General features: G+C 47.9%; 17 protein-coding genes. 10 read left to right on the forward strand and 7 right to left on the reverse strand.

Features of this window, described 5'->3' with window-relative positions; all coding sequences use genetic code 11:
* Positions 1-2: 2 nt before the first annotated feature.
* Genes atpG through ACTHUG_RS01280 form a run of 3 tightly spaced genes read left to right on the forward strand, consistent with a single transcriptional unit; the run spans position 3 to position 2,750 of the window.
* A complete protein-coding gene (gene atpG, locus ACTHUG_RS01270; protein WP_440385970.1) occupies positions 3-878 on the forward strand; it encodes a F0F1 ATP synthase subunit gamma in 876 nt (291 codons plus the stop codon).
* A gap of 38 nt (positions 879-916) precedes the next feature.
* A complete protein-coding gene (gene atpD, locus ACTHUG_RS01275; protein ID WP_003748111.1) occupies positions 917-2,314 on the forward strand; it encodes a F0F1 ATP synthase subunit beta in 1,398 nt (465 codons plus the stop codon).
* 10 nt (positions 2,315-2,324) lie between these two features.
* Positions 2,325-2,750, forward strand: coding sequence for a F0F1 ATP synthase subunit epsilon (locus ACTHUG_RS01280; RefSeq protein ID WP_036492070.1), 426 nt, complete (start codon positions 2,325-2,327; stop codon positions 2,748-2,750).
* Positions 2,751-3,125: 375 nt separating this feature from the next.
* Here the strand turns inward: ACTHUG_RS01280 and ACTHUG_RS01285 are convergent, their stop codons facing one another.
* The 6 genes from ACTHUG_RS01285 to ACTHUG_RS01310 all read right to left on the reverse strand — a co-directional run bounded on the left by ACTHUG_RS01285 (position 3,126) and on the right by ACTHUG_RS01310 (position 8,768).
* Complete coding sequence (locus ACTHUG_RS01285; protein WP_049323103.1) at positions 3,126-4,838, reverse strand: flotillin family protein; 1,713 nt, start codon at positions 4,836-4,838, stop codon at positions 3,126-3,128.
* A gap of 91 nt (positions 4,839-4,929) precedes the next feature.
* On the reverse strand, positions 4,930-5,616 hold the full coding sequence (locus ACTHUG_RS01290) for a hypothetical protein (RefSeq protein ID WP_440385971.1): 687 nt from the start codon (positions 5,614-5,616) through the stop codon (positions 4,930-4,932).
* Between the two features lie 233 nt (positions 5,617-5,849).
* A complete protein-coding gene (locus tag ACTHUG_RS01295; protein ID WP_440385972.1) occupies positions 5,850-6,515 on the reverse strand; it encodes a YqiJ family protein in 666 nt (221 codons plus the stop codon).
* A 214-nt stretch (positions 6,516-6,729) separates the two neighbouring features.
* Complete coding sequence (locus ACTHUG_RS01300; RefSeq protein WP_440385973.1) at positions 6,730-7,392, reverse strand: PspA/IM30 family protein; 663 nt, start codon at positions 7,390-7,392, stop codon at positions 6,730-6,732.
* 42 nt (positions 7,393-7,434) lie between these two features.
* Positions 7,435-8,196, reverse strand: coding sequence for a hypothetical protein (locus ACTHUG_RS01305; RefSeq protein ID WP_440385974.1), 762 nt, complete (start codon positions 8,194-8,196; stop codon positions 7,435-7,437).
* Between the two features lie 71 nt (positions 8,197-8,267).
* Positions 8,268-8,768, reverse strand: coding sequence for a hypothetical protein (locus tag ACTHUG_RS01310; protein WP_004518995.1), 501 nt, complete (start codon positions 8,766-8,768; stop codon positions 8,268-8,270).
* A 181-nt stretch (positions 8,769-8,949) separates the two neighbouring features.
* Here ACTHUG_RS01310 and polA point away from each other — a divergent pair, with 181 nt between their 5' ends.
* From polA to ACTHUG_RS01335, 5 genes are all read left to right on the forward strand, one after another.
* Positions 8,950-11,745 (forward strand): DNA polymerase I, encoded by a 2,796-nt coding sequence (gene polA, locus ACTHUG_RS01315; RefSeq protein WP_440385975.1) that lies wholly within the window; start codon positions 8,950-8,952, stop codon positions 11,743-11,745.
* A gap of 45 nt (positions 11,746-11,790) precedes the next feature.
* Positions 11,791-13,746 carry a tetratricopeptide repeat protein gene (locus tag ACTHUG_RS01320; protein WP_440385976.1) on the forward strand — a complete coding sequence of 652 codons (1,956 nt, stop codon included), beginning with the start codon at positions 11,791-11,793 and terminating at the stop codon, positions 13,744-13,746.
* A gap of 183 nt (positions 13,747-13,929) precedes the next feature.
* On the forward strand, positions 13,930-17,217 hold the full coding sequence (locus ACTHUG_RS01325) for a DUF2339 domain-containing protein (protein WP_440385977.1): 3,288 nt from the start codon (positions 13,930-13,932) through the stop codon (positions 17,215-17,217).
* 247 nt (positions 17,218-17,464) lie between these two features.
* A complete protein-coding gene (locus tag ACTHUG_RS01330) occupies positions 17,465-17,818 on the forward strand; it encodes a helix-turn-helix domain-containing protein (protein WP_204788040.1) in 354 nt (117 codons plus the stop codon).
* Positions 17,819-17,834: 16 nt separating this feature from the next.
* Positions 17,835-18,302, forward strand: coding sequence for an ImmA/IrrE family metallo-endopeptidase (locus ACTHUG_RS01335; RefSeq protein WP_239651999.1), 468 nt, complete (start codon positions 17,835-17,837; stop codon positions 18,300-18,302).
* A 467-nt stretch (positions 18,303-18,769) separates the two neighbouring features.
* Here ACTHUG_RS01335 and ACTHUG_RS01340 read toward each other — a convergent pair whose 3' ends face one another.
* Positions 18,770-19,216, reverse strand: coding sequence for a DUF1775 domain-containing protein (locus tag ACTHUG_RS01340; protein ID WP_440385978.1), 447 nt, complete (start codon positions 19,214-19,216; stop codon positions 18,770-18,772).
* A gap of 475 nt (positions 19,217-19,691) precedes the next feature.
* On the opposite strand from ACTHUG_RS01340, the gene ACTHUG_RS01345 reads away from it, so the two are divergent.
* Positions 19,692-20,072, forward strand: coding sequence for a putative zinc-binding protein (locus ACTHUG_RS01345; protein ID WP_003748129.1), 381 nt, complete (start codon positions 19,692-19,694; stop codon positions 20,070-20,072).
* A gap of 42 nt (positions 20,073-20,114) precedes the next feature.
* A complete protein-coding gene (locus tag ACTHUG_RS01350; protein ID WP_003748132.1) occupies positions 20,115-20,915 on the forward strand; it encodes a sulfite exporter TauE/SafE family protein in 801 nt (266 codons plus the stop codon).
* Positions 20,916-20,967 lie beyond the last annotated feature (52 nt).

Below are 20,967 nucleotides of genomic sequence, written 5' to 3' on the forward strand. Positions count from 1 at the left end.
AAATGGCAGTCGGAAAAGAGATTCTCACCAAAATCCGTAGTGTTCAAAATACCCAAAAGATCACTAAAGCGATGCAAATGGTGTCTACCTCTAAAATGCGGAAGACTCAAGACCGGATGCGCTTAGCGCGTCCGTACGCCGAAAAAGTGCGTACAGTGATGAGCCATCTTGCACAGACCAATGCCGATCATGGTATCAAATTGTTGGAGCCGCACCGCGAAGTGTGTCGTGCCGGTTTCATTTTGATTACCTCGGACAAAGGTTTGTGCGGCGGCTTGAACGCAAACGTACTGAAAAAGTTTTTGGCGCAAGTTCAAGAGTATCAGGAACAAGGCATCGAAGTCGAAGTCGTGTGCCTGGGTAGCAAAGGTTTGGCTGCATGCCAAAGCATCGGTTTGAACGTTATTGCCAGTGCAACCAATTTGGGCGATACCCCGAAAATGGAAGCGTTGCTTGGCCCTTTGACCGAAATCTTCCAACGTTATGAGAAACATGAATTAGACCGTATCCATATGGTTTACTCACGTTTTATCAACACAATGCGCCAAGAGCCGCGTATGGAAGTTTTGCTGCCTATCGGTGAAAACGTTATTGACGACGGAACAGGTCATTCTTCATTTACTTGGGAATACCTCTACGAGCCGAGTCCTATCGCCGTATTGGAATATTTGGTTCGCCGCTATTTAGAGTCTGTGGTTTATCAAGCATTGAGCGACAACATGGCATCTGAACAAGCCGCGCGTATGGTAGCGATGAAAGCCGCAACCGACAACGCAGGCAATGCCATCAAAGAATTGCGCTTGGTGTACAACAAATCGCGTCAAGCCGCGATTACCACAGAATTGTCAGAAATTGTAGCAGGTGCAGCGGCAGTTTAATGCCGTCTGAAGCCTGAACAGGAAATTAGGATACGATAATGAGCCAAGGCAAAATCGTACAAGTTATTGGTGCGGTGGTTGACGTGGAATTTCCACGCGACGCTATCCCGCATGTTTACGATGCCCTGAAATTGGACGAGAACGGTCTGACTCTGGAAGTTCAACAGCTTCTGGGCGACGGCGTTGTCCGTACTATTGCAATGGGTAGTTCAGACGGCCTGAAACGCGGCATGTCTGTAAGCAATACTGGTGCGCCAATCACTGTGCCGGTAGGTAAAGGTACATTGGGTCGTATTGTCGACGTATTGGGTACGCCTGTTGATGAGGCAGGTCCGATCGATACCGACAAGAGCCGTGCCATTCACCAAACTGCTCCGAAATTCGACGAGTTGTCTTCAACTACCGAATTGCTGGAAACCGGTATTAAAGTGATCGACTTGCTGTGTCCGTTTGCTAAGGGCGGTAAAGTAGGTCTGTTCGGTGGTGCCGGTGTGGGCAAAACCGTAAACATGATGGAATTGATCAACAACATCGCCAAAGCGCACAGCGGTCTGTCCGTGTTCGCAGGTGTGGGTGAGCGTACCCGTGAAGGTAACGACTTCTACCACGAGATGAAAGATTCCAACGTATTGGATAAAGTAGCCATGGTGTATGGCCAAATGAACGAACCTCCGGGCAACCGTCTGCGCGTTGCTTTGACCGGTTTGACTATGGCCGAATACTTCCGTGACGAAAAAGACGAAAACGGTAAAGGTCGCGACGTATTGTTCTTCGTTGACAACATCTACCGTTACACTCTGGCCGGTACCGAAGTATCTGCACTGTTGGGTCGTATGCCTTCTGCAGTGGGTTACCAACCGACATTGGCTGAAGAAATGGGTCGTTTGCAAGAGCGTATTACCTCTACCCAAACCGGTTCCATTACTTCCATCCAAGCCGTATATGTACCTGCGGATGACTTGACTGACCCGTCTCCAGCGACAACTTTCGCCCACTTGGACGCAACCGTCGTATTGAGCCGTGATATTGCCTCTTTGGGTATTTACCCGGCAGTTGACCCGCTTGATTCTACTTCACGCCAATTGGATCCGATGGTATTGGGTCAAGAACACTACGACGTAGCGCGCGGTGTACAGTCCACTCTGCAAAAATACAAAGAATTGCGCGACATTATTGCCATTCTGGGTATGGACGAATTGTCTGACGAAGACAAACTGACTGTAATGCGTGCCCGTAAAATCCAACGCTTCCTGTCTCAACCGTTCCACGTTGCAGAAGTGTTTACAGGTTCTCCAGGCAAATATGTCGCCCTGCGCGATACCATTGCCGGCTTTAAAGCCATCTTGAACGGCGAATACGACCATCTGCCTGAACAAGCGTTCTACATGGTAGGCGGCATCGAAGAAGCAGTTGAGAAAGCGAAAACCTTAAACTAAGGAGGTCGGCATGAGCGTCATGCAAGTTGAAGTGGTCAGTAGCGAGCAAAACATCTATTCGGGCGAAGCCAGCTTTGTGGTGGTTCCGACCGTTCAAGGTGAGCTTGGTATTTATCCACGACACGAGCCGATTATGAGTTTGGTGCGCCCCGGCGCATTGCGTTTGACTGTTCCGGGTGAAGCTGAAGAAGTGCTGGTTGCTGTTTCCGGCGGTGTTTTAGAAGTACAGCCTGACAAGATTACCGTATTGGCAGACGTTGCCGTTCGCAGTACCGAAATGGATCAGGCACGTGCTGAAGAAGCTAAGAAAGCAGCCGAGGCAGGTGTTTCTGCAGCCAAAGATGATAAATCTCTGGCCGAAGCGCACAAAGCATTGGCAGCAGCCATTGCCCAGCTGAAAACTTTGGACTACCTTCGTTCGCAAAAAAACAAGTAATGTGGGTTCATCAAGAAAAAGCACAACGAAATGTTGTGCTTTTTTATTTGCCTGAAGATAAGCGGCTTGGTATTGAAATGTCGATAGATGAGTAGATGGCAAACTTGAAATCGAAACGCTAGAATCAGTTTTTATGACTCAATTGTTGATGGATCATTGTCAAAGCAGTTAGCCTTGTTATTTGGCTAAGAATAGCCCACTCAATCTTTTTTAACCACAAAAAGCAGGTTGGATAATTCCTAATTTATTGCAACCGCAACAGATCTGAATTGATCAGTATTGAAAATATTAGAATTTGCGGAAGCTCTTGTATAAACAAAAGGCCGTCTGAAAACCTATTTCAGACGGCCTTTAAACCATTATGACGGTATCTGTTTATGATTGGTCGATGCTTTTATCCAACCCTTGGGTCAGACCGTTGATGTCGCCACCATTCAGTCCCAACTCTTTCAAGAGACCGTCAACCAACGGGGCTTGGCTGCGGTAGCGCAGGGCGCTGTTGACCATTTGGTCTGCAAGGCTGGCTTGTGTGGTTTGGCCGTCTGAAGCACCTTCTGCGCCGTTTGCACCACCGGCAAAGCCACCCAGACCATTGACTTGCAAAATCTTGATGTCTTCGATTTTTTCCATTGGGCGGACGGATTCGCGGATGATGTCAGGCAGGTGTTTCAAGAGGGCAAGGCGGACTTGCATTTCAACCTGCTCGACGCTCAGGACATTGGCAGCTTCGTTGACGGCACGGGTACCTTCGGCGTCAACCTTGTATTGTTGCTCTTGCGCTTGCGCCAACAGAATTTTGGCATCGGCTTCACCTTTGGCTTGAAGGCGTTGTTTCTCGGCTTCGGCTTCGGCGGCGATACGCACGGCTTCAGCTCGGTCTTGTGCAGCTTGTTTTTCAGCTTCAGCGGCGACGGTGAGCGAAATCGCGTCTTTTTGTGCGGCTTCTTCGGCGGCAATTAACTCGACCGCTTTGGCACGCTCGGCGCGTTCGGTTTCGCGTACGGTAATCACGCTCTCTTCCTCGCGAACGGCAGCGGCGCGGGCTTTGTCGGCCTCTGCTTTGGCTTCGGATTCGGCACGCGATTTCTCGGCAACGGCGATGGCGCGGTCTTGCTCGGCCAACTCGATGGCTTTGCGGCGTTCAACCTCTGCCTGCTCAACGGCTTGAGCTTTGCGGATGTCTTCGTTTTTAATGTCGCGTTCGGCGGCAATGCGTTTCAAATCCACTTCGCGTTCTGCGGCAATTTTGGCTTCTTCCGCCTCGCGTTTTTTCTGAGATTCTTGTTCGGCAATGCTGGCCTCTTGTTCGGCGCGGCGGACGGCAATCTCACGCTCTTGTTCGAGTTTGGCGTATTCTTCTTCGCGTGAGATTTTCAGGCGTTGCTGCTCGGCTTCGAGGTTTTTGGTTTTAATCGCCAAGTCAGTGTCTTGTTCGATTTCGTTACGTTTTTTGCGGCGGCCTTCGATGGTTTCGGTCAGTTTGGTCAAACCTTCCGCGTCAAAGGCGTTTTGAGGGTTGAAGAACTCAAAGCTGGTTTGGTCGAGGCCGGTCAGGGAAACGGTTTCAAGTTCAAGACCGTTTTTGAACAAGTCTTCGCTCACGACTTGTTGTACTTTCTGAACGAAATCAACACGTTTCTCATGCAGCTCTTCCATCGCCATTTCGGCGGCAACGGCGCGCAGGGCATCAACGAATTTACCTTCGACGAGGTCTTTCAGCTCATCGGGGGACATGGTTTTCATACCCAGCGTTTGTGCGGCGGTCGCAATGCTCTCGGCGCTGGGTTTGACGCGGACGTAAAATTCAGCCATCACGTCAACGCGCATACGGTCGCGGGTAATCAAGGCTTGTTGGGCAGCGCGGCGCACTTCGAGGCGCAGTGTATTCATGTTGACGGGGATGATTTCGTGCAGCACGGGCAGCACCATCGCGCCGCCGTTCATGATGACTTTTTCGCCGCCGAAACCGGTGCGTACGAAGGAGACTTCTTTGCTGGCGCGGCGGTACAGACGGGTCAGGATGAGGCCGAGTACAATTAGCGCGACGAGTATGACGCCGGCGATGGTGCCGATGGAGACCAAGTTCATGGTTTTTCCTTTCTTCTTGTTAATATGCCTTTGAGGGCGGTGGATTCAGAAGGCTTTGAGGGAAAGAGGCCGTCTGAAAGGGTTAAAATTCTTAGTTTTCTCGTTCAGGTTCTTTTGTTTCAGGTTCATTTGCTATTAAAGTTTCAAACTCTGATTCTTTAAACGTTTCGGCTTGAAGTTTCATGAATTTTTCTGCAAAATTCAAATCCGATGCTTCAGACAAATAAACAAATGATAAACCTATAAAAGGTAATGATATAATTGCTAAAAACATGAAAGAATAATAAGAGTTTTTAAAATCAACTTGGGTAGGCACCCATAAAATTACTGCTGCTATTATTGCAAAAATAAAATATCTAATATAATTCAATATATAAATTTTTAACCTTCTCTTTCTATCATTGAATTTCTCTTTAAAATATACTTTTCCAACTATTGCAGAATATTCCAAGTATTTCAATCCCAAAGTGTAATACCTTAAAGCTCGATTAGGAGACTTCATCCCTAAGCAATAAATAATCTCCTCAGAATCTAATTTATTTGTACCAGAAATTGCCCCGTATCCTTTTTCTATTAAATAAGCATGAGGCTTTCTACCTTGGCATTCTGCTTGCGTAATAAGATGAATTAATTCTTTTGCCTGTCTATATTCAATTTGACTTTTAGAAAGTCTTTCTAACCCACCAAACCTGCGTATTAAGTTAGGAAAGCCAAACATACTGATGATGGATACGATCAAACTAAGTATGTTTGGCCAATCCTTTAACCATTCAGACATTTCTTATTGCTCCTCTTTACAAATAAATTATCAAAAAACTTCATTATTGATAATAAAGAATACAAATGTATCATAGTCATTCCTGTGTAGGTGAAAATCTAGAACTTTAAAAATTACAGGTATTTATAAATCTTACTGAAATTCCAAGAACTGAATTCCTACCTTAGCTAGAATGATGGCAGTCGATATTCGTATTTTTGGCGGTGCCACAAAATTTGCAGTTTCAGACGGCCTCAATCCACCAAGCTTCCGCTCGGATTCAAAATCGCTTTAAATGTATTTCCGTCCAACGACACCAGCAATACCGCATCGCCTTGTTTCAATACATCATCAGAGTCAGGCTCTACCATCACATAATGCTGTTGGCCGTAAGCATCTTTCACGCGCACCTGCGCCGCATTGCCTACCCGAGCTTCGCCCAACACCACTGTGCCGACGCGGCCGATTAAACTTTCCTGCAAAACGGCAGTGGTTTCATCTTTCGGCATAATTTTGTACAAACCGCCAGCCGTCACGCGCACCAAGGGCAAGGAAAGAAACCAAACGATGACTGCTGCCAGCGTGCCATTCAGATAACTGCCGAATACAGTGGCAAAGGCCGTCTGAAACAGATAACCCGTCAGTCCGTATACGGCAAGAAACACCACCATCAACATCAATACCGGGATACGTCCGACATACAGCCAGCTCAGGAAACGCACGAATATGCCTGCGTCCGCCACATCCAATCCGACCTCGGCGTGCGCAGTTTCGGTCAGACTGTCGGGCAACAGGTTGTCCAACCAATCGCTGATACCGCCTGCCAGCATGGAAATGACTTCAAACACACCGAGCAAAACCATCAGCGCAATGGCAATGCCGAAGATTTCAGTTTCGGGGGCGTTGATTAAATTCCACATATTGCATTTCCTTATTCTTTTTAATTTTCAGACGGCATATATTTTATTTTAAAGTTAAGCCGATTGGATATGGATATTTTTATTAATTTGTTATAACTGACAGGATTTTTCCCAATCCGGCATCTTTTTGTTATTGAAGCGTGTATGGTTTTCTTTTTTCAGACGGCCCTGTGAGGATAGGGACCGTCTGAAACCGCAATTTCCTCAATATGGCTTATGATTTCGCCTTCAACGCCGCCAATCGTTCGGCAATGCGGTTGTTGCGGCTTAAGTCTTCCAGTTCTTTCAGCTTGGCCAACTGCGCCGCATCGGTGCTGCTGTGTACCGAGTTTTGGCGACCCATCACACGGTCGAAGGCATTGCCGCTTTTTTCGGCATCACGGGCGATGCGGTTGAGGTCGCTGCCGCCTGCTGCTTTGCCTGCACCCGCGTTCTGTTGTGCGGCACGCCAGCCTTGCAACTGCTGCTGCATCTCGCGTTTTTTCGCCTGCAAGGCGGCGATAAAGCCTTCGAGCTCTTTTTCCTGCGCGGCGCAGTCGGCAATGGTGTTTTCCAAAACAGGCAGACGCGCTTCGATGTCCATTTGTTCGGCGATGCCCGCTTCGGCAAGATCATCACGACCGGCAGCTACGGCGGCTTGCAGATTGGCATCGATGGCTTCGTGACGGTTGCTCTCGTCCGCCATTTTCTTGGCGGCAAGGTGTTTCTGCGCCAACACTTTGCCCAACTCGGCGCGTACTTCGTCTACCGCTCTCTCGATTTCGCGGATGCTTTCGTTCATTACTGCTTCAGGCGCAAGGTTCTCCGCCGCATCAATCAGGGCATGAAAACCGCCGCTTACCAGACGGCCTACTCGGCGGGATAGGGTTTCGCTCATTTGGATTTTCCTTTCTTTATGAAATCATGAGAAATATTGTGTTTAGCCAGCATCCGATTGTGCCAACCAGTCGTAACATTGCTCCCATAACAATGTTTCGTTTTCGTCTTCTTTGCCTTCCAGCAGGGCTTGTTCTAAAGCTCGTCTGAATGTGGCGCGGGTATCCGGGTGGGTAAACCAAGCCGACAGTCGGGCGGCGAATTGCGTTCTATTCGGACAATGCTCGGGCAGATAGCAGACTTTGTACCAATCCGGCTCGTCGCTTCCATACGGAATCTTTAAATACAAGTCGACAAATTCGCGTAAAGCTGCCGTTTTATCCGCCTGCTCCGTCCACACTGCCAGCAGTTCGTCGACAACATCCAATCCAGCAAATTGAAACATATTCAGCCAAACGACCAAGCAGCCTTCGTAGCGGGGTGCAGTCAGTTGCGAGTCAAACCAAGCGGCGGCGAAACGTTTTAGCCAATCGATTTCTTCTTTTGTCCAGCATTCGGGAAAATGGCAACACAACTTATCGAGCAACATTTCATCAAGCGATCGGACATCTTCGTCGTTGACCAAAGCCTGCAAAATACGCGGCAGAAAATGTTTCATGTCTAAAGCTGTTGCGGCTGCGTCGTCTAAAGGTACGCTGCCCAAATACGCCTGCAACATATCGACAGGAATCTCGCGTAACGGATATTCCAACAACGCCTGTTGGAAATCTTCGGGAGAGCAGCTATTGCAAGTGCAGATATTCAGCGGGAAGCGCACGCTGTAAGGTGCAAATAATTCGTATGCTTCTGCTATCCATTTTTCCATCTTGTCGCTTCAGTCTTCGATGTTGAGCATTGGTATTTAGAAATGGGGGAAGGGGCGTTGTTCAGACGGCCTTAAACTTCATTTGCCTGCTGCACAATCTTTGCCAGTTTTAAAGTGTTTTCAAGCTGTTGCAGCACGCTGTCGTCGTATGCCGCGCCTTTGCCGGTTACGGCGAGTTGCAAGATGCTGTCGGTCAGGCGGACGATGCGCCACATCAGTTCGCGTTCGTATTTTTTCAAATCGTCGAGGTCGGCTTCTTCGGGCAGGTCGGCGGCGAGTGTTGCGCCTAAGTCGGGAAGCTGTTCAAACAACCTCGCCACGATATGCGAATGCACTCCGGCCTGTTTTTCAGCATGCAAGATTTCGTGTTTTGCCGCTTGGAAAAATTGCTCCTGCGCCGTCAGTGCGGAGCTGTAATCGCGTGTCTGCGTATGCGCCAAGCGCGCCAGTTTGAGCAGTTCGCGGATTTTTTCAGACGGCGTATTCGCACCTTCGATTTTGAGTTCAGCAATAAAATCAGCATCTTCCTGAGTAATGCGCACGCTGATTGGGATACGGTTCGTTGCATTCATATTCGTTTGTTTTAGTTTGTATTCATTTGAATACAAATATACAAGATGGGATTCTGCGGCGCAATACCTGAAACCGTATATTTATGTAAACATCAGGCCGTCTGAAACTTGATTTTCGGTTTTCAGACGGCCTTTTCCTTTATAATCCGTACATTATTTTCATACACACAGCAGGTCCTCCATGTCCAACAAACCCACTCTCCTTCTCGTTGACGGCTCTTCTTATCTTTACCGCGCCTATCATGCTATGGGTCAGAATTTATCTGCGCCAGATGGTGCGCCGACGGGTGCGCTTTATGGCGTGTTGAACATGTTGCGCCGGTTGCGGGCGGATTATGTGCACGACTATTGCGCGGTGGTGTTTGATGCGAAGGGCAAGAATTTCCGCCACGAGATGTTCCCCGACTATAAGGCGACGCGCCCGCCGATGCCGGACGATTTGCGCCCGCAGGCGGAAGCCTTGCCGGATTTGGTGCGCCTGATGGGCTGGCCGGTATTGGTGATTCCGCAAGTGGAAGCGGACGACGTTATCGGCACGCTGGCGGCGATGGCTGGCGAAGCGGGTTGGAACGTGGTGGTGTCCACCGGCGATAAGGACATGGCGCAGTTGGTGAACGAGCGCGTGACGCTGGTGAACACGATGAGCGGCGAAACGCTGGACATTGAAGGTGTGAAAGAAAAATTCGGCGTGCGCCCCGACCAAATCCGCGATTATCTAGCGCTGATGGGCGACAAGGTGGACAACGTGCCGGGCGTGGAGAAGTGCGGCCCGAAAACAGCGGTGAAATGGCTGGAAGCCTACGGCTCACTGGCCGGTGTGATGGAACACGCTGAGGAAATCAAGGGCAAGGTAGGCGAAAACCTGCAAGCCGCGCTGCCCCAATTGCCGCTGTCGTATGATTTGGTAACGATTAAAACCGATGTGGACTTGCACACCGAGCTTTCAGACGGCCTCGAAAGCCTGCGCCGTACTACACCTAAATGGGCGCAGCTGGTTGTCGATTTCAAACGCTGGGGCTTCCGTACTTGGCTGAAAGAGGCGGAAAGCCGTATGCACGAAGCGCAAAGCACTGATTTGTTTGGCAGCGAGCATATCGGCGAACAAGCCGCATTGGCGATGGAAACACAGCCTGAAAAACAACCCGAACTCGCCCCAGCCCCTGAAAAGCTGGATTATCAAGCTATTACCACCGAAGCGCAGTTTGCCGCTTTGTTGGACAGACTGGCGCAGGCGGAAAAAATCGGCATTGATACGGAAACCACTTCCCTAGACGCGATGAACGCCACGCTGGTCGGTATCAGCATCGCGTTCCAAGCAGGCAAAGCGGTTTACATCCCCGTAGGACACAGCCTGACTGCCGCGCCAGAACAGCTTGATTTGCAAGACGTATTAGGCCGTCTGAAACCGCATTTGGAAAACCCCGCCCTGAAAAAAATCGGGCAAAACCTCAAATACGACCAACACGTTTTCGCCAACTACGACATCGCCTTGAACGGCATTGCCGGCGATTCCATGCTCGCTTCCTACATCATTGAGAGCCATCTCGGACACGGTTTGGACGAATTGTCCGAACGCTGGCTCGGCTTGGAAACCATTACCTACGAATCGCTGTGCGGCAAAGGCGCGAAACAAATCGGTTTTGCCGATGTCGCCATCGGGCAAGCAACCGAATACGCCGCCCAAGACGCCGATTTCGCCCTGCGCCTCGAAGCGCACCTGCGCGCGCAAATGGACGCCAAACAGCTTGAAATGTATGAAAAAATGGAGCTGCCCGTCGCGCAGGTATTGTTTGAAATGGAACGCAACGGCGTACAAATCGACCGCGCCGAGCTCACCCGCCAAAGCGCGGAACTCGGCGCCGAGCTGATGAAGCTCGAACAAGAAGCCTATGCCGCCGCAGGGCAGCCGTTCAACCTCAATTCGCCCAAACAGCTGCAAGAAATCCTGTTCGACAAAATGGGCATTCCCACCAAAGGCCTGAAAAAAACCGCCAAAGGCGGCATTTCCACCAACGAAGCCGTGCTCGAACAGCTCGCGCCCGACTACCCCCTGCCCAAAATCATCCTGCAAAACCGCAGCCTGGCAAAACTCAAATCCACCTACACCGACAAACTGCCCGAAATGATTTCCCCCAAAGACGGCCGCGTGCATACCACCTACGCCCAAGCCGTCGCCATCACCGGCCGCCTCGCCAGCAACAACCCCAACCTGCAAAACATCCCCATCCGCACCGCAGAAGGCCGCCGCGTGCGCCGCGCCTTCACCGCACCGCAAGGCAGCGTCATCGTTTCCGCCGACTATTCCCAAATCGAGCTGCGCATCATGGCGCACCTCTCCGGCGACAAAACCCTGATTACCGCGTTCCAAAACGGCGAAGACGTACACCGCCGCACCGCCGCCGAAGTATTCGGCCCCGCCCCCGAAAACGTCTCGTCCGAACAACGCCGCTACGCCAAAACCATCAACTTCGGCCTGATTTACGGCATGGGCCAATACGGCCTCGCCAAATCATTGGGCATCGACAACATCTCCGCTAAAAACTTTATCGACCGCTACTTCGCCCGCTATCCCGGCGTCGCCGAATACATGCAGCGCACCAAAGAACAAGCCGCCGCACAAGGCTTTGTCGAAACCCTGTTCGGCCGTCGCCTCTACCTGCCCGACATCCACAACAAAAACGCCAATGCCCGCGCCGGAGCCGAACGCGCCGCCATCAACGCCCCCATGCAAGGCACCGCCTCCGACCTCATCAAACGCGCCATGATAGACGTATCCCGCTGGCTGGCTTCAGATGACCTGAAGAGCAAGCTGATTATGCAGGTGCATGACGAATTGGTGTTGGAAGTACCCGAAGCCGAACTGGATTTAGTCAAAGAAAAACTGCCGCGGATTATGGCGAAAGTGGACGAAGGGATGTTGAACGTGCCGCTGGTGGCAGAAGTGGGCATGGGTATGAATTGGGAAGAGGCGCATTGAGATGGTATGGAGTTTAAGAGATTGTTTGGAGAAAGGGATAAAGTAATGAATGTTCAAGATTTAATTAATGAAGGCGTAGAGTTATTCGAGAACAAAAAATTTGACGAAGCGATTGAGAAGCTGAATCAGGCTTTAGATGGAATCGAAGATAAAAATAGCCAAATTCAAGAGCAAAACGATATTCAGTATTGGCTTGGTCGCTGCTATTTAGAGCAAGCGATGAAAGCCAAGGGCAAGGAGTCGGAACAGTTATTTGGACAGGCAGTTGAACATTTCCAACAGCAATTGAGTCTTGCCAACCAGAACAGCCTTCAAAGACAAATTTATGCCCAAGCTTGGTTAGGTCGCTGCTATTTAGAGTATGCGAAAAAAGCAAAAGGCAAGGAATCGGAGCGGTTATTTAGAGAGGCAGTTAAACACCTGCAGCAGCGATTGAGTCTTGCCAACCAGTTGGAAGACAATGACAACAGCCTTCAAAGACAAATCAATGCCCGACATTGGCTTGGTCGCTGCTATTTAGAGCAGGCGATAAAAGCCAAAAACAAGAAATCGGAACAGTTATGTAGAAAGGCAGTTAAGCATTTCGAACGATCGTTGGAATTTGCTAAACAGTTGGAAAACAAGCAAAACAGTCTTCAAGAACAAGTCTATGCTCAATCTTGGTTAGGCCGCTGTTATTTAGAACAGGCTATAAGGTCGGAAGTAGAGTTGGCGGATCGATTATTTGAAACAGCTGTTGATTGCTATAAAGAGCAATTGTCTCTTTCTGAGGATATGGAAGATGAGCAAAACAGTCTTCAAGCACGAAATAGTGCACAATCTCGGTTAGGCCGTTGTTATTTCGCACAAGCCAAAATTCAACAAAAATGGGAAAGATATTTTGACTGGAAAAAACAGAAAATACAGGGAGATTTATTTGGAACTCAAGAAGGAACTCAAAAAGAAAAAACTGTAATAGACGACATCACTACCATTCTGGCAGTTTTAAATATCCCACCTATGGAATTAGGGTCAATTCCTCTTGCCCATTACACTTCGCCTTCAGTATGCGAAAGATTATTCGGTATTGTCAGCGATCAAACTAATGATAAAACTCCTGTTGACAGGAGTAAGGTTAGTCCAATGAGAATCGGTAGCTCCACTTATATGAACGACCCGACTGAAGGGGAAGGACTGTTGGAGCTGCTGAATCTGCAAGATTTGGAATTGGAAAACAAGGCTGATTGTCCTGTCCATAATGCTTTCTTTACCTGCTTTTCCAGCCGCGTAAACGATTTGAACCAGTTTCGTCTATATGGTAAAGAAAATGGCGTGGAAGCATCGGGCTGCTGCTTGGTATTTAATAAAAGCGGGGATTGGTTGAAAGAGCCTGATGTTTCTGCTTCGTTCAAAAGTTTTACAAATAAACAGAATGAAGGTTTCAAAGAACCAATAGAGGCAGATGTAGCGGGTTCGAAAGATGAAAACCTACCGCTTTATCAGGTAGCTTATATCGCTTATCAAGATGAATATATTGCTGAGGAGAAATGTGGGAAATGGTTGTTGAATAAGAATAATCAAAGTTTTGGTATCCGATTAAAGCCTGTAGGAAAAAATCCAAGTTGGCATCAATTTCGTATCAAGAAACTTGAAGAAGCACTGATAGAGCTAATTAAAAAATCTAATAATATCAGTGATGAAGACAGAAAAGCTTTGGAATATATCCGCTATCTGTTTAAAGATTTTGCTTTCCGCGATGAAGAAGAGTTCCGTCTGCTGAAAATCGAACAAATCGGTTCGGATAAAATCGAATATTGCAATACTACGCAATCTATCTATCTGCCTTATGCCGATGTACGTGATATGGTGGACGAGGTAATTTTGGGGACGAATTACGAAAAGAGTGGAAATCATCGCAAGGCTGAAGTGTTTCAGCACTTAATGCGCAAGCATTATCCAAATGTTAAAGTGTCCCGCTCATCGTTGCCGATTAATGCGAATCCGCCGATTAAGAAGGATTAATCAATCCAAGGCCGTCTGAAAATCCCTAAATATTTTCAGACGGCCTTTTTCCTTTTTCTATGCCGATTCTTTATATTCTATTTGCCGTATGCTTTTATTCTCGGCCTTTTGTCTCTTTTTTTCATGAATAATGTTGCTGGTGTTACAATCGGCATATTCTTATTGTTATCAAACAGGTGTTTCATGCAGTTTTTTGGCCTGCTTATTCCTATTATGATCGGCTATTTTCTTGATGAGATGGCCACGGGCGTGATTATTGGGTCGTTGTTTTGGCTGGTTGCTTGGTCGATTGCCAAACAGCGTCAAGAAGAGCGTTTGGCTGAATCTGCTACGGCAGGCGACAAGATGCAGAAGCTGGAGCAGGAAATCGAGCTGCTGAAACGGCGTTTGTCGGTGTTGGAGCATGAGGCTGTCCGTGATGAGGCGAAGATAGGGCAGGGGCTTGAGGCTCGGGCTGTTGCCGATGTTCAGACGGCCTCTGAGCCGCTTCATGTCCGGGTTGAGCCTGAAGCGGAAGCTGCGCCTGTTAAGCAGAAGATTGAAGAGGCGTTTGCTCCTTCTTTTTCTATACCTATTGATCCTGTTTCTGCCAAGGCTGCTGCTTCGTCTGAGCCTGTTGTGGAAGAAGTTGTCGAGGCGGTTGTTCCGGTTGTCGCTGAACAAGCAGGGCTGCCTAAGGAAGAGGTTGTTATTGCTTCGATGCCGTCTGAAAATAAAGATGCGCCATCGCGTCAATTCGTTATCCATAAAGATAAGGTGGAAGGCGGAGAGTACAAGTTTTCCGACAATCCGATGGTTGCTTGGTTCTTGCGCGGTAATCCGCTGTTGAAAACCGGTATTGTGGTGCTGTTCCTCGGCTTGGCGTTCCTCTTGCGCTATGCCTCCGAGCGGGTTCATGTGCCGGTGGAGCTGCGTTATCTGACTGTGGCTGGCGCGGGTTTGGCGGCGGTGGTCGGTGGCTGGAAGCTGCAAAGCCGTAAGCGTGAATATGGCTTGGTGTTGCAGGGTTTCGGCGTGGCAGTGATGTATTTGACGGCGTTGGCGGCGTTGAAACTGCATCCGCTGCTGCCTGTGTCGGTCGTGTTCGGGCTGATGGTGGCGATGGTGGTGCTGATGGCGTGGCTGGCGGTAAGGCAGAACGCGCAGATTATGGCGCAGGTTGCTTTAATCGGCGGTATGGCCGCGCCTTTGCTGACTTCAGACGGCAGCGGCAATTATTTGGTGCTGTTTTCTTATCTTGCCCTGCTCAACGGCGGTGTGGCCGCGATTGCTTGGTTTAAGGCATGGCGTCCGCTGAACCTGACGGGTTTTGTCGCTACTTTTGCCATTGCCGCGCTGTGGGGCATGCGAAGTTATACGCCGCAACATTTCGCTACTACTGAGCCTTTCCTGATTTACCACTGGCTGCTCTATACCTTTATCGCGTATCTGTTCGCACGCCGTAAGCTGACGGAAAACAGCGAAGACAGCGTTACGCCGATTGCCGACAATGCGACTTTGGAAGAAATCGGCAAGAGTATTTATACACACGGCCTGCGCGTGCATGTCCTCGACCATACTTTATTGTTTGGCACGATGGCGGCGGCGTTCGGCCTGCAATATCGCATGGTGGAGCATTGGCCGTCTGCGGATGCGCTTTCCGCATTGGGTTTTGCCGCTGTTTACGGACTGGCCGCTCTGCTGCTGAAACGTCAGCAGGGTTTATATATTTTGCGTCAGGCGTTTTTTGCGTTGGCGGTGTTGTTCCTCACGATTGCCGTTCCGCTTTATTTTGAACCGAGCAATACGGTTATCTTGTGGAGTGCCGAATCCGCACTGGTTTATTTCTTCGGTTTGCGCCAACAGCGTCCGCATATCCGTTTGGGTGCGCTGATGGTTTATCTCTTGGCGGCACTGATTCAGCTGGGCAATTATCAGGGCTTCGGCACGGATACCGTTCTGGAAGGGCAGTGGTTTACGACGGTTGTGGTGTTGCTTGGCGGAGCGGCGATTTATTTATTGTGGAATTTCTCGCGGCGCGAAGGTTCGGCGCAATGGGAAAAATCCGTTCAGACGGCCGTGTTGTCTGCCGCCTTGCTGTACATCTCTATTTTGCCTTTGCTTTTCTTGGCCGACCAAGGCAGCATTGTCGCTCTTTCCGCTTTGGCGGCGGCGTGCGCATTCTGCCGACGCAAACACGAGCCAAATGTATTTATCACATTTGCCTTGGGCAATGTATTGTTCGCCCTGTTGCTGCAATCCAGCATCATTTATGAATCCCAAGGCTTCCTGAGCCATCTGTACCTTATTGCCGCTACGCCTTTGCTTTTTGCGGCTGCCTACGCGCTGCAATATCCGCGTGTGCCGGTTGCAAGTGAAAAGCCGGAAGGAAACGAGGTTTACTTTGCGCAGGTTTCAGGCTGGATCATCCTGCTTACAGCGTTGGCAACAGGCAGCTACGCCCTCTATATGCAATGGACAGGCGAGGAAACCCTGTTTATTGAGTTGTGGATGTGGCCGATATTTGCCGGCCTGCTGCTGTTTGCCAAACGTTTGAAATGGGAAGAATTGCTGCAGGCAAACTTGGCATTCCTGCCCGTGTTTGCCCTGCATTTTGTCTTCTACCATACCGAACACGCATGGACAGCCGCCGCAGCCTTGCCGCTTGCCGCCGCTACCGTGTTGAACTTCATCATTCTGAACAACTATCCGCGCCCTGATCTGATTTGGTTGCACAAACTCAATATTATGATACTCGGCGTGCTTTGGACGCTTTGGACCGCGCTGTATGTTGGCGGCCTCCTCTCCGGCGTTTGGACTCAGCTTTCATGGCTGGTCGTGCCTTTGGCGATGTGGATTGTTTTCCATACGCAGCGCCAACGCGCATTTTTCAGACGGCATCAAACCATTTATCAGCATTTCGCCTTGCCGTTGTGCGCCCTTGCCGCCGCTTGTTGGATGCTGTGGACCAACTTCTCCACGCCGTTCCAACCTGCGCCGTTGCCGTATATTCCCGTGCTTAACCCATTGGAACTCGCCAGTGCCGGTATGCTTTGGTTTGCCCTGAAATCCCTGCCCGACGCCTTGCCGCCCGACCTTCGCCGTACCACGGCAACTACAGTCGCCTCCTTGGCATTTATGCTGATCAGCGCAGGCGTGATGCGCGTATGGCATTTCTACGACGGCATCACTTGGCGTCTCGACATCATGCTCCAATCCTTCGGCCTGCAAGCCAGCCTCTCCGTCGTTTGGGCAGTAACCGCCATCATCTTGATGGTACTCGGCAACCGCCGTAAACAGCGTTCCTACTGGATGACAGGAGCGACGCTGATGGGCATCGTAGTCGTCAAACTCTTCCTGATCGAGCTTTCCAACAGCGGCGGTATCGCGCGCATCGTCTCCTTCATCATCGTCGGCCTGTTGCTGCTTCTGGTCGGCTGGTTTGCCCCCGTTCCGCCTAAAGAAGAGAATGATGGCGAACACAACTCCTAATCATTAATCTCAAATAAAAAGGCCGTCTGAAAACTGATTTAGTTTTCAGACGGTCTTTTCCTTTGCAAAATTATCCTTAAATGTCTTATTAGGAATTTAGGGGACGTCTCTTGTTGTATTTATCACACTGATTTTAATAGAATTCAACTTTTCAACTAAAATGCTTGAATTATGCTTTGTAATTTGCTATTATTGTTCCGAGTCAAATGCAATATGTACTGCAAATATAAGAAAAGGAGCTTGAACAATGGGACTGACTACATTTGGCGAGACCGTTCGGGCGGCTCGTCGTCAAACTAAACAGACGTTAAAAACAATGGCTGATACATTAGGTACTTCTCCCGCTTTCTTAAGTGCTATTGAAACTGGTCGCAGTAAAGTACCAATGGATTTTGTAGAAAAAATTGAAGATTTTTTCCAAAGTTTAGGCTATCCAGTTCATGATTTGAAGCAAAAAGCGATGGTTTCTAATGAAAATGTATCGTTAAGTGGCTTAAGTTTACAACAGCAAATGTTGGTAGCTGGTTTTGCCAGTTCGGATTTTAGCAAAGAACAATTGGAGCGATTTGCTGAATTGTTAAGAAGTATTCATCAGAGATAATCATTGAAAGAAAATAATGATGCAACCAATTAATTATTTAATGCGTGGTGTGCGCGTGGAAATATTAAGTGAAGATACAATTGATTTTTTTGCAAATGAAGCTGCCAAGTTTTTGGGAGTGGATAAGCGTACCCGTAAAAAAATGGATACGTTTATGGAGATGCTGGAAGAGTACGGCATTGTAATTGATATTGTGGCGGATGATGAGTGGCTGGATATTACCAATGCTATGTGTAATAACGGCACTATTCTACTGCCCAATAGCCTCTATTCGCGTATTTGCCTTGGCGAAGATGAGGCTATTTTTATTTTCTTTCATGAGTTAGGACACCTACTATTAGGTCATAAAGCGATGCTTCATCACAGTGATACATTACCTACGAAGCAGGAAGATTCCGAATGGCAAGCTGATGAGTTTGCAAAATGTATTTTGAGAAAAATGGGGATTAATTATATCCCAGAGCAGTTGAGTTTGAAATTTTAAAAAAGAAAAACGACTTGGAATGCTGCTAACATCCCAAGCCGTATATAGTTAGTGGTTTGAATGTGCAACTTTACACTAACCAGCGTGTATAGAGATAATACACTTGATTGACAATCTGATGATTATCTAACTATACAGTTGAGAGCGCAAATTTTTTACACTCCAAAACGGTTGTAAAAGTTTGGAAATGTGGCATGCCTTTAACAAGGAAAGGTTAAATATATGACCTGCAACTGTAACTGTACTAGTTTAAAACCAGTACGTGTTCGACAATATGACCGCTACCGCAATGGTCAGTGGGAAGTTGTATGTACTCATTGCCGCAGTTTACCTAATCGATAACTGACAGTGAAGCTACAGCCCTTAAACGATAATTAAACCTAATTTATCAATGGCTTAATCAACGTTTAAGGGCTTTTTATGTCTTGATTGGACCTATGGGCATTAGGGCAAACATCCCTAACCAATTATTTCAGGTGAATTGTAGGCTGATAACCTTTTGCTTCTTCCGAACCGTCGAAAGGCACCACAACACCATCTTCGTAGGTGATGTATGCTTTGTATTTAACGGAAACATCGCCTTTAGGATTGAGCGCAATAAAAGGGAACGCAGTAAATTCGCTCGCTTCCATGCGGCCTTTGTAAGTAATGCTGGCGATATTGCCCTCAGCATTTTTCTCGGTCGTATAAGTCCAACCCGGCATAGGATGGACAAACAACAATTTAACGCCTTCAGCAACAACCATTTTCACTTTAGTCACCGCTTTTCCGCGATTGGTAGGCACATTCAGGCGGAAATGGTCTGATTTTCCTGCAATACTGTCCACACCGTTGGCGTAATTGCGAATAGTTACGTGTGCCTGAGCATCCATCATAAACGCGGACAAGGCTAAAGCTGAAAACAATAGTTTCATTTTTATTAGAGAATCTCCGTTGTAAGAATAAATAAAAATCTCACCGTTGAAGGCTTGCCCGCATCCTAGCAGAGAACGTCTATCAGATAAGCATATCTTTTATTTGTGTGATTCAGAACAAATAATCCAATATGGATATAAAATTTTCGTTAATCTCTGATGGATTAATTGCTAGATGAATTATTAATCTTATTAATAAATAATGGGTATTTTAGACAAAAGGCCGTCTGAAAAAAGCAGCGTTATCTGTTTTCAGACGGCCTTTATTTTTTAGAAGGTAGCATCTGCTTTGTTCTAGAATGTCTAATCGTATTGAGTTATGATGCCTTTTAATATATAAATGGATACGCCGTAGGCCGTCTGAAAAAAGAAAACGGGTGCAACCCGAATATCCGCATACCACGCATAATGCGCCCGACAGACTGACCATGGGCGGACACATAAAGATAAAAACCGCTACCGAAGGAAATAGAAAATGCCTAACCGCAATGAGCTTCCCTTAATTTATTCTTGTTCCGGATGTTCCGATGTGGCGCAGCTGGCCAACAACACTGCCGTAGCGCTCGACCATGCCGGAGAATTTGAAATGTCGTGCATTTCCGGCGTGGGCGGCAAAGTTGCGCCGTTGGTACGCAAAGCTCAGTCCGGACGGCCGATGTTGGTTATTGACGGCTGTCATCTGCATTGCGCCAAATCGTGTTTGGAAAATGTGGGCGTTGAAATCCCGGAAGGGCATCATGTGAAACTATACGAACTGGGCTACAAAAAACGCTTTGGCAAAAGCTATGACGAAGCTACGGTAGAAGAAGTTTATCAATATGTTTTGACGAAGAAGGGCGATGTATTGAGCAGTTAATAACTTTTAATAACAAAAAATTTAATCAAGAGGAAACAATCCATGGAACAATTATTTATTCCTGGCAGTATTATTGCCGATTATTTTTATCTCGGCCTTTTCCTGCTGGTTGCCGCGTCTTTGATTGCGGGCTATGTCGATGCTATTGCGGGCGGAGCAGGGCTGATTTTGATTCCCGCATTTTTGATGGTAGGTTTACCGCCTCAGGTCGCGTTGGCACAGGAAAAATTGGTGAGTACCATCGGTACGGTGGCTGCGATTAAAAATTTTATGAAGAGCAGTTCGATCGTATGGCATATTGTGCCGGTTGGCATTGTTGCGGCTTTAATTGGGGCATTTGTCGGTGCAAAAGTCATTTTGATTCTTCCGGTGGAAACCATCAATTACATTATTCTTGCGTTTTTGCCCATAGGCTTGCTGGCAACTTTGTTTAAAGGTGTTTTGCTGAAAAAAGAAGACGAGCGTGGCGAGATAAAAAAATCCGTTATCGCCGTATTTTTAACTTGTCTGATTGTTGGTTTTTATGACGGTTTTTTTGGCCCGGGTACAGGTAGTATTTTCATCATTGCTTTGTTTGTCATTAACAAATTGTCGTTGTTGCAGGCTTCGGCTACTTCCAAGATTTTCAATTTTGCTTCTAACATCGGGGCATTTGTTGCCTTCTTGATAGCAGGGAAAATGGCGTTCCTAATCGGAATCCCGATGATTTTGGCAAATTTGTTGGGCAACCATTTTGGCAGCCTCCATGCTATTAATTCAAACGGAGAAGTTATTCGTAAGGTTTTGGTTGTAACGGTTTTGCTGATTATCGTTTCAATGGCATATAAGGCTTTTTCGGCTTAGTAGGTAGATGTTAAAAGGCCGTCTGAAAAATTTTCAGACGGCCTACTTTTTA

It is taken from the genome of Neisseria sp. P0022.S009 (assembly GCF_051956675.1).
GTDB lineage: Bacteria > Pseudomonadota > Gammaproteobacteria > Burkholderiales > Neisseriaceae > Neisseria.

Excerpts from the sequence above, each read along its gene's own strand:
- ACTHUG_RS01300 (WP_440385973.1), bottom strand. The coding sequence starts at position 7,392 with ATGAGCGAAACCCTATCCCGCCGAGTAGGCCGTCTGGTAAGCGGCGGT.
- ACTHUG_RS01305 (WP_440385974.1), bottom strand. The coding sequence starts at position 8,196 with ATGGAAAAATGGATAGCAGAAGCATACGAATTATTTGCACCTTACAGC.
- ACTHUG_RS01330 (WP_204788040.1), top strand. The coding sequence starts at position 17,465 with ATGGGACTGACTACATTTGGCGAGACCGTTCGGGCGGCTCGTCGTCAA.
- atpD (WP_003748111.1), top strand. The coding sequence starts at position 917 with ATGAGCCAAGGCAAAATCGTACAAGTTATTGGTGCGGTGGTTGACGTG.
- atpG (WP_440385970.1), top strand. The coding sequence starts at position 3 with ATGGCAGTCGGAAAAGAGATTCTCACCAAAATCCGTAGTGTTCAAAAT.
- ACTHUG_RS01285 (WP_049323103.1), bottom strand. The coding sequence starts at position 4,838 with ATGAACTTGGTCTCCATCGGCACCATCGCCGGCGTCATACTCGTCGCG.
- ACTHUG_RS01280 (WP_036492070.1), top strand. The coding sequence starts at position 2,325 with ATGAGCGTCATGCAAGTTGAAGTGGTCAGTAGCGAGCAAAACATCTAT.
- ACTHUG_RS01350 (WP_003748132.1), top strand. The coding sequence starts at position 20,115 with ATGGAACAATTATTTATTCCTGGCAGTATTATTGCCGATTATTTTTAT.
- polA (WP_440385975.1), top strand. The coding sequence starts at position 8,950 with ATGTCCAACAAACCCACTCTCCTTCTCGTTGACGGCTCTTCTTATCTT.
- ACTHUG_RS01320 (WP_440385976.1), top strand. The coding sequence starts at position 11,791 with ATGAATGTTCAAGATTTAATTAATGAAGGCGTAGAGTTATTCGAGAAC.
- ACTHUG_RS01335 (WP_239651999.1), top strand. The coding sequence starts at position 17,835 with ATGATGCAACCAATTAATTATTTAATGCGTGGTGTGCGCGTGGAAATA.
- ACTHUG_RS01290 (WP_440385971.1), bottom strand. The coding sequence starts at position 5,616 with ATGTCTGAATGGTTAAAGGATTGGCCAAACATACTTAGTTTGATCGTA.
- ACTHUG_RS01325 (WP_440385977.1), top strand. The coding sequence starts at position 13,930 with ATGCAGTTTTTTGGCCTGCTTATTCCTATTATGATCGGCTATTTTCTT.
- ACTHUG_RS01295 (WP_440385972.1), bottom strand. The coding sequence starts at position 6,515 with ATGTGGAATTTAATCAACGCCCCCGAAACTGAAATCTTCGGCATTGCC.
- ACTHUG_RS01345 (WP_003748129.1), top strand. The coding sequence starts at position 19,692 with ATGCCTAACCGCAATGAGCTTCCCTTAATTTATTCTTGTTCCGGATGT.
- ACTHUG_RS01310 (WP_004518995.1), bottom strand. The coding sequence starts at position 8,768 with ATGAATGCAACGAACCGTATCCCAATCAGCGTGCGCATTACTCAGGAA.
- ACTHUG_RS01340 (WP_440385978.1), bottom strand. The coding sequence starts at position 19,216 with ATGAAACTATTGTTTTCAGCTTTAGCCTTGTCCGCGTTTATGATGGAT.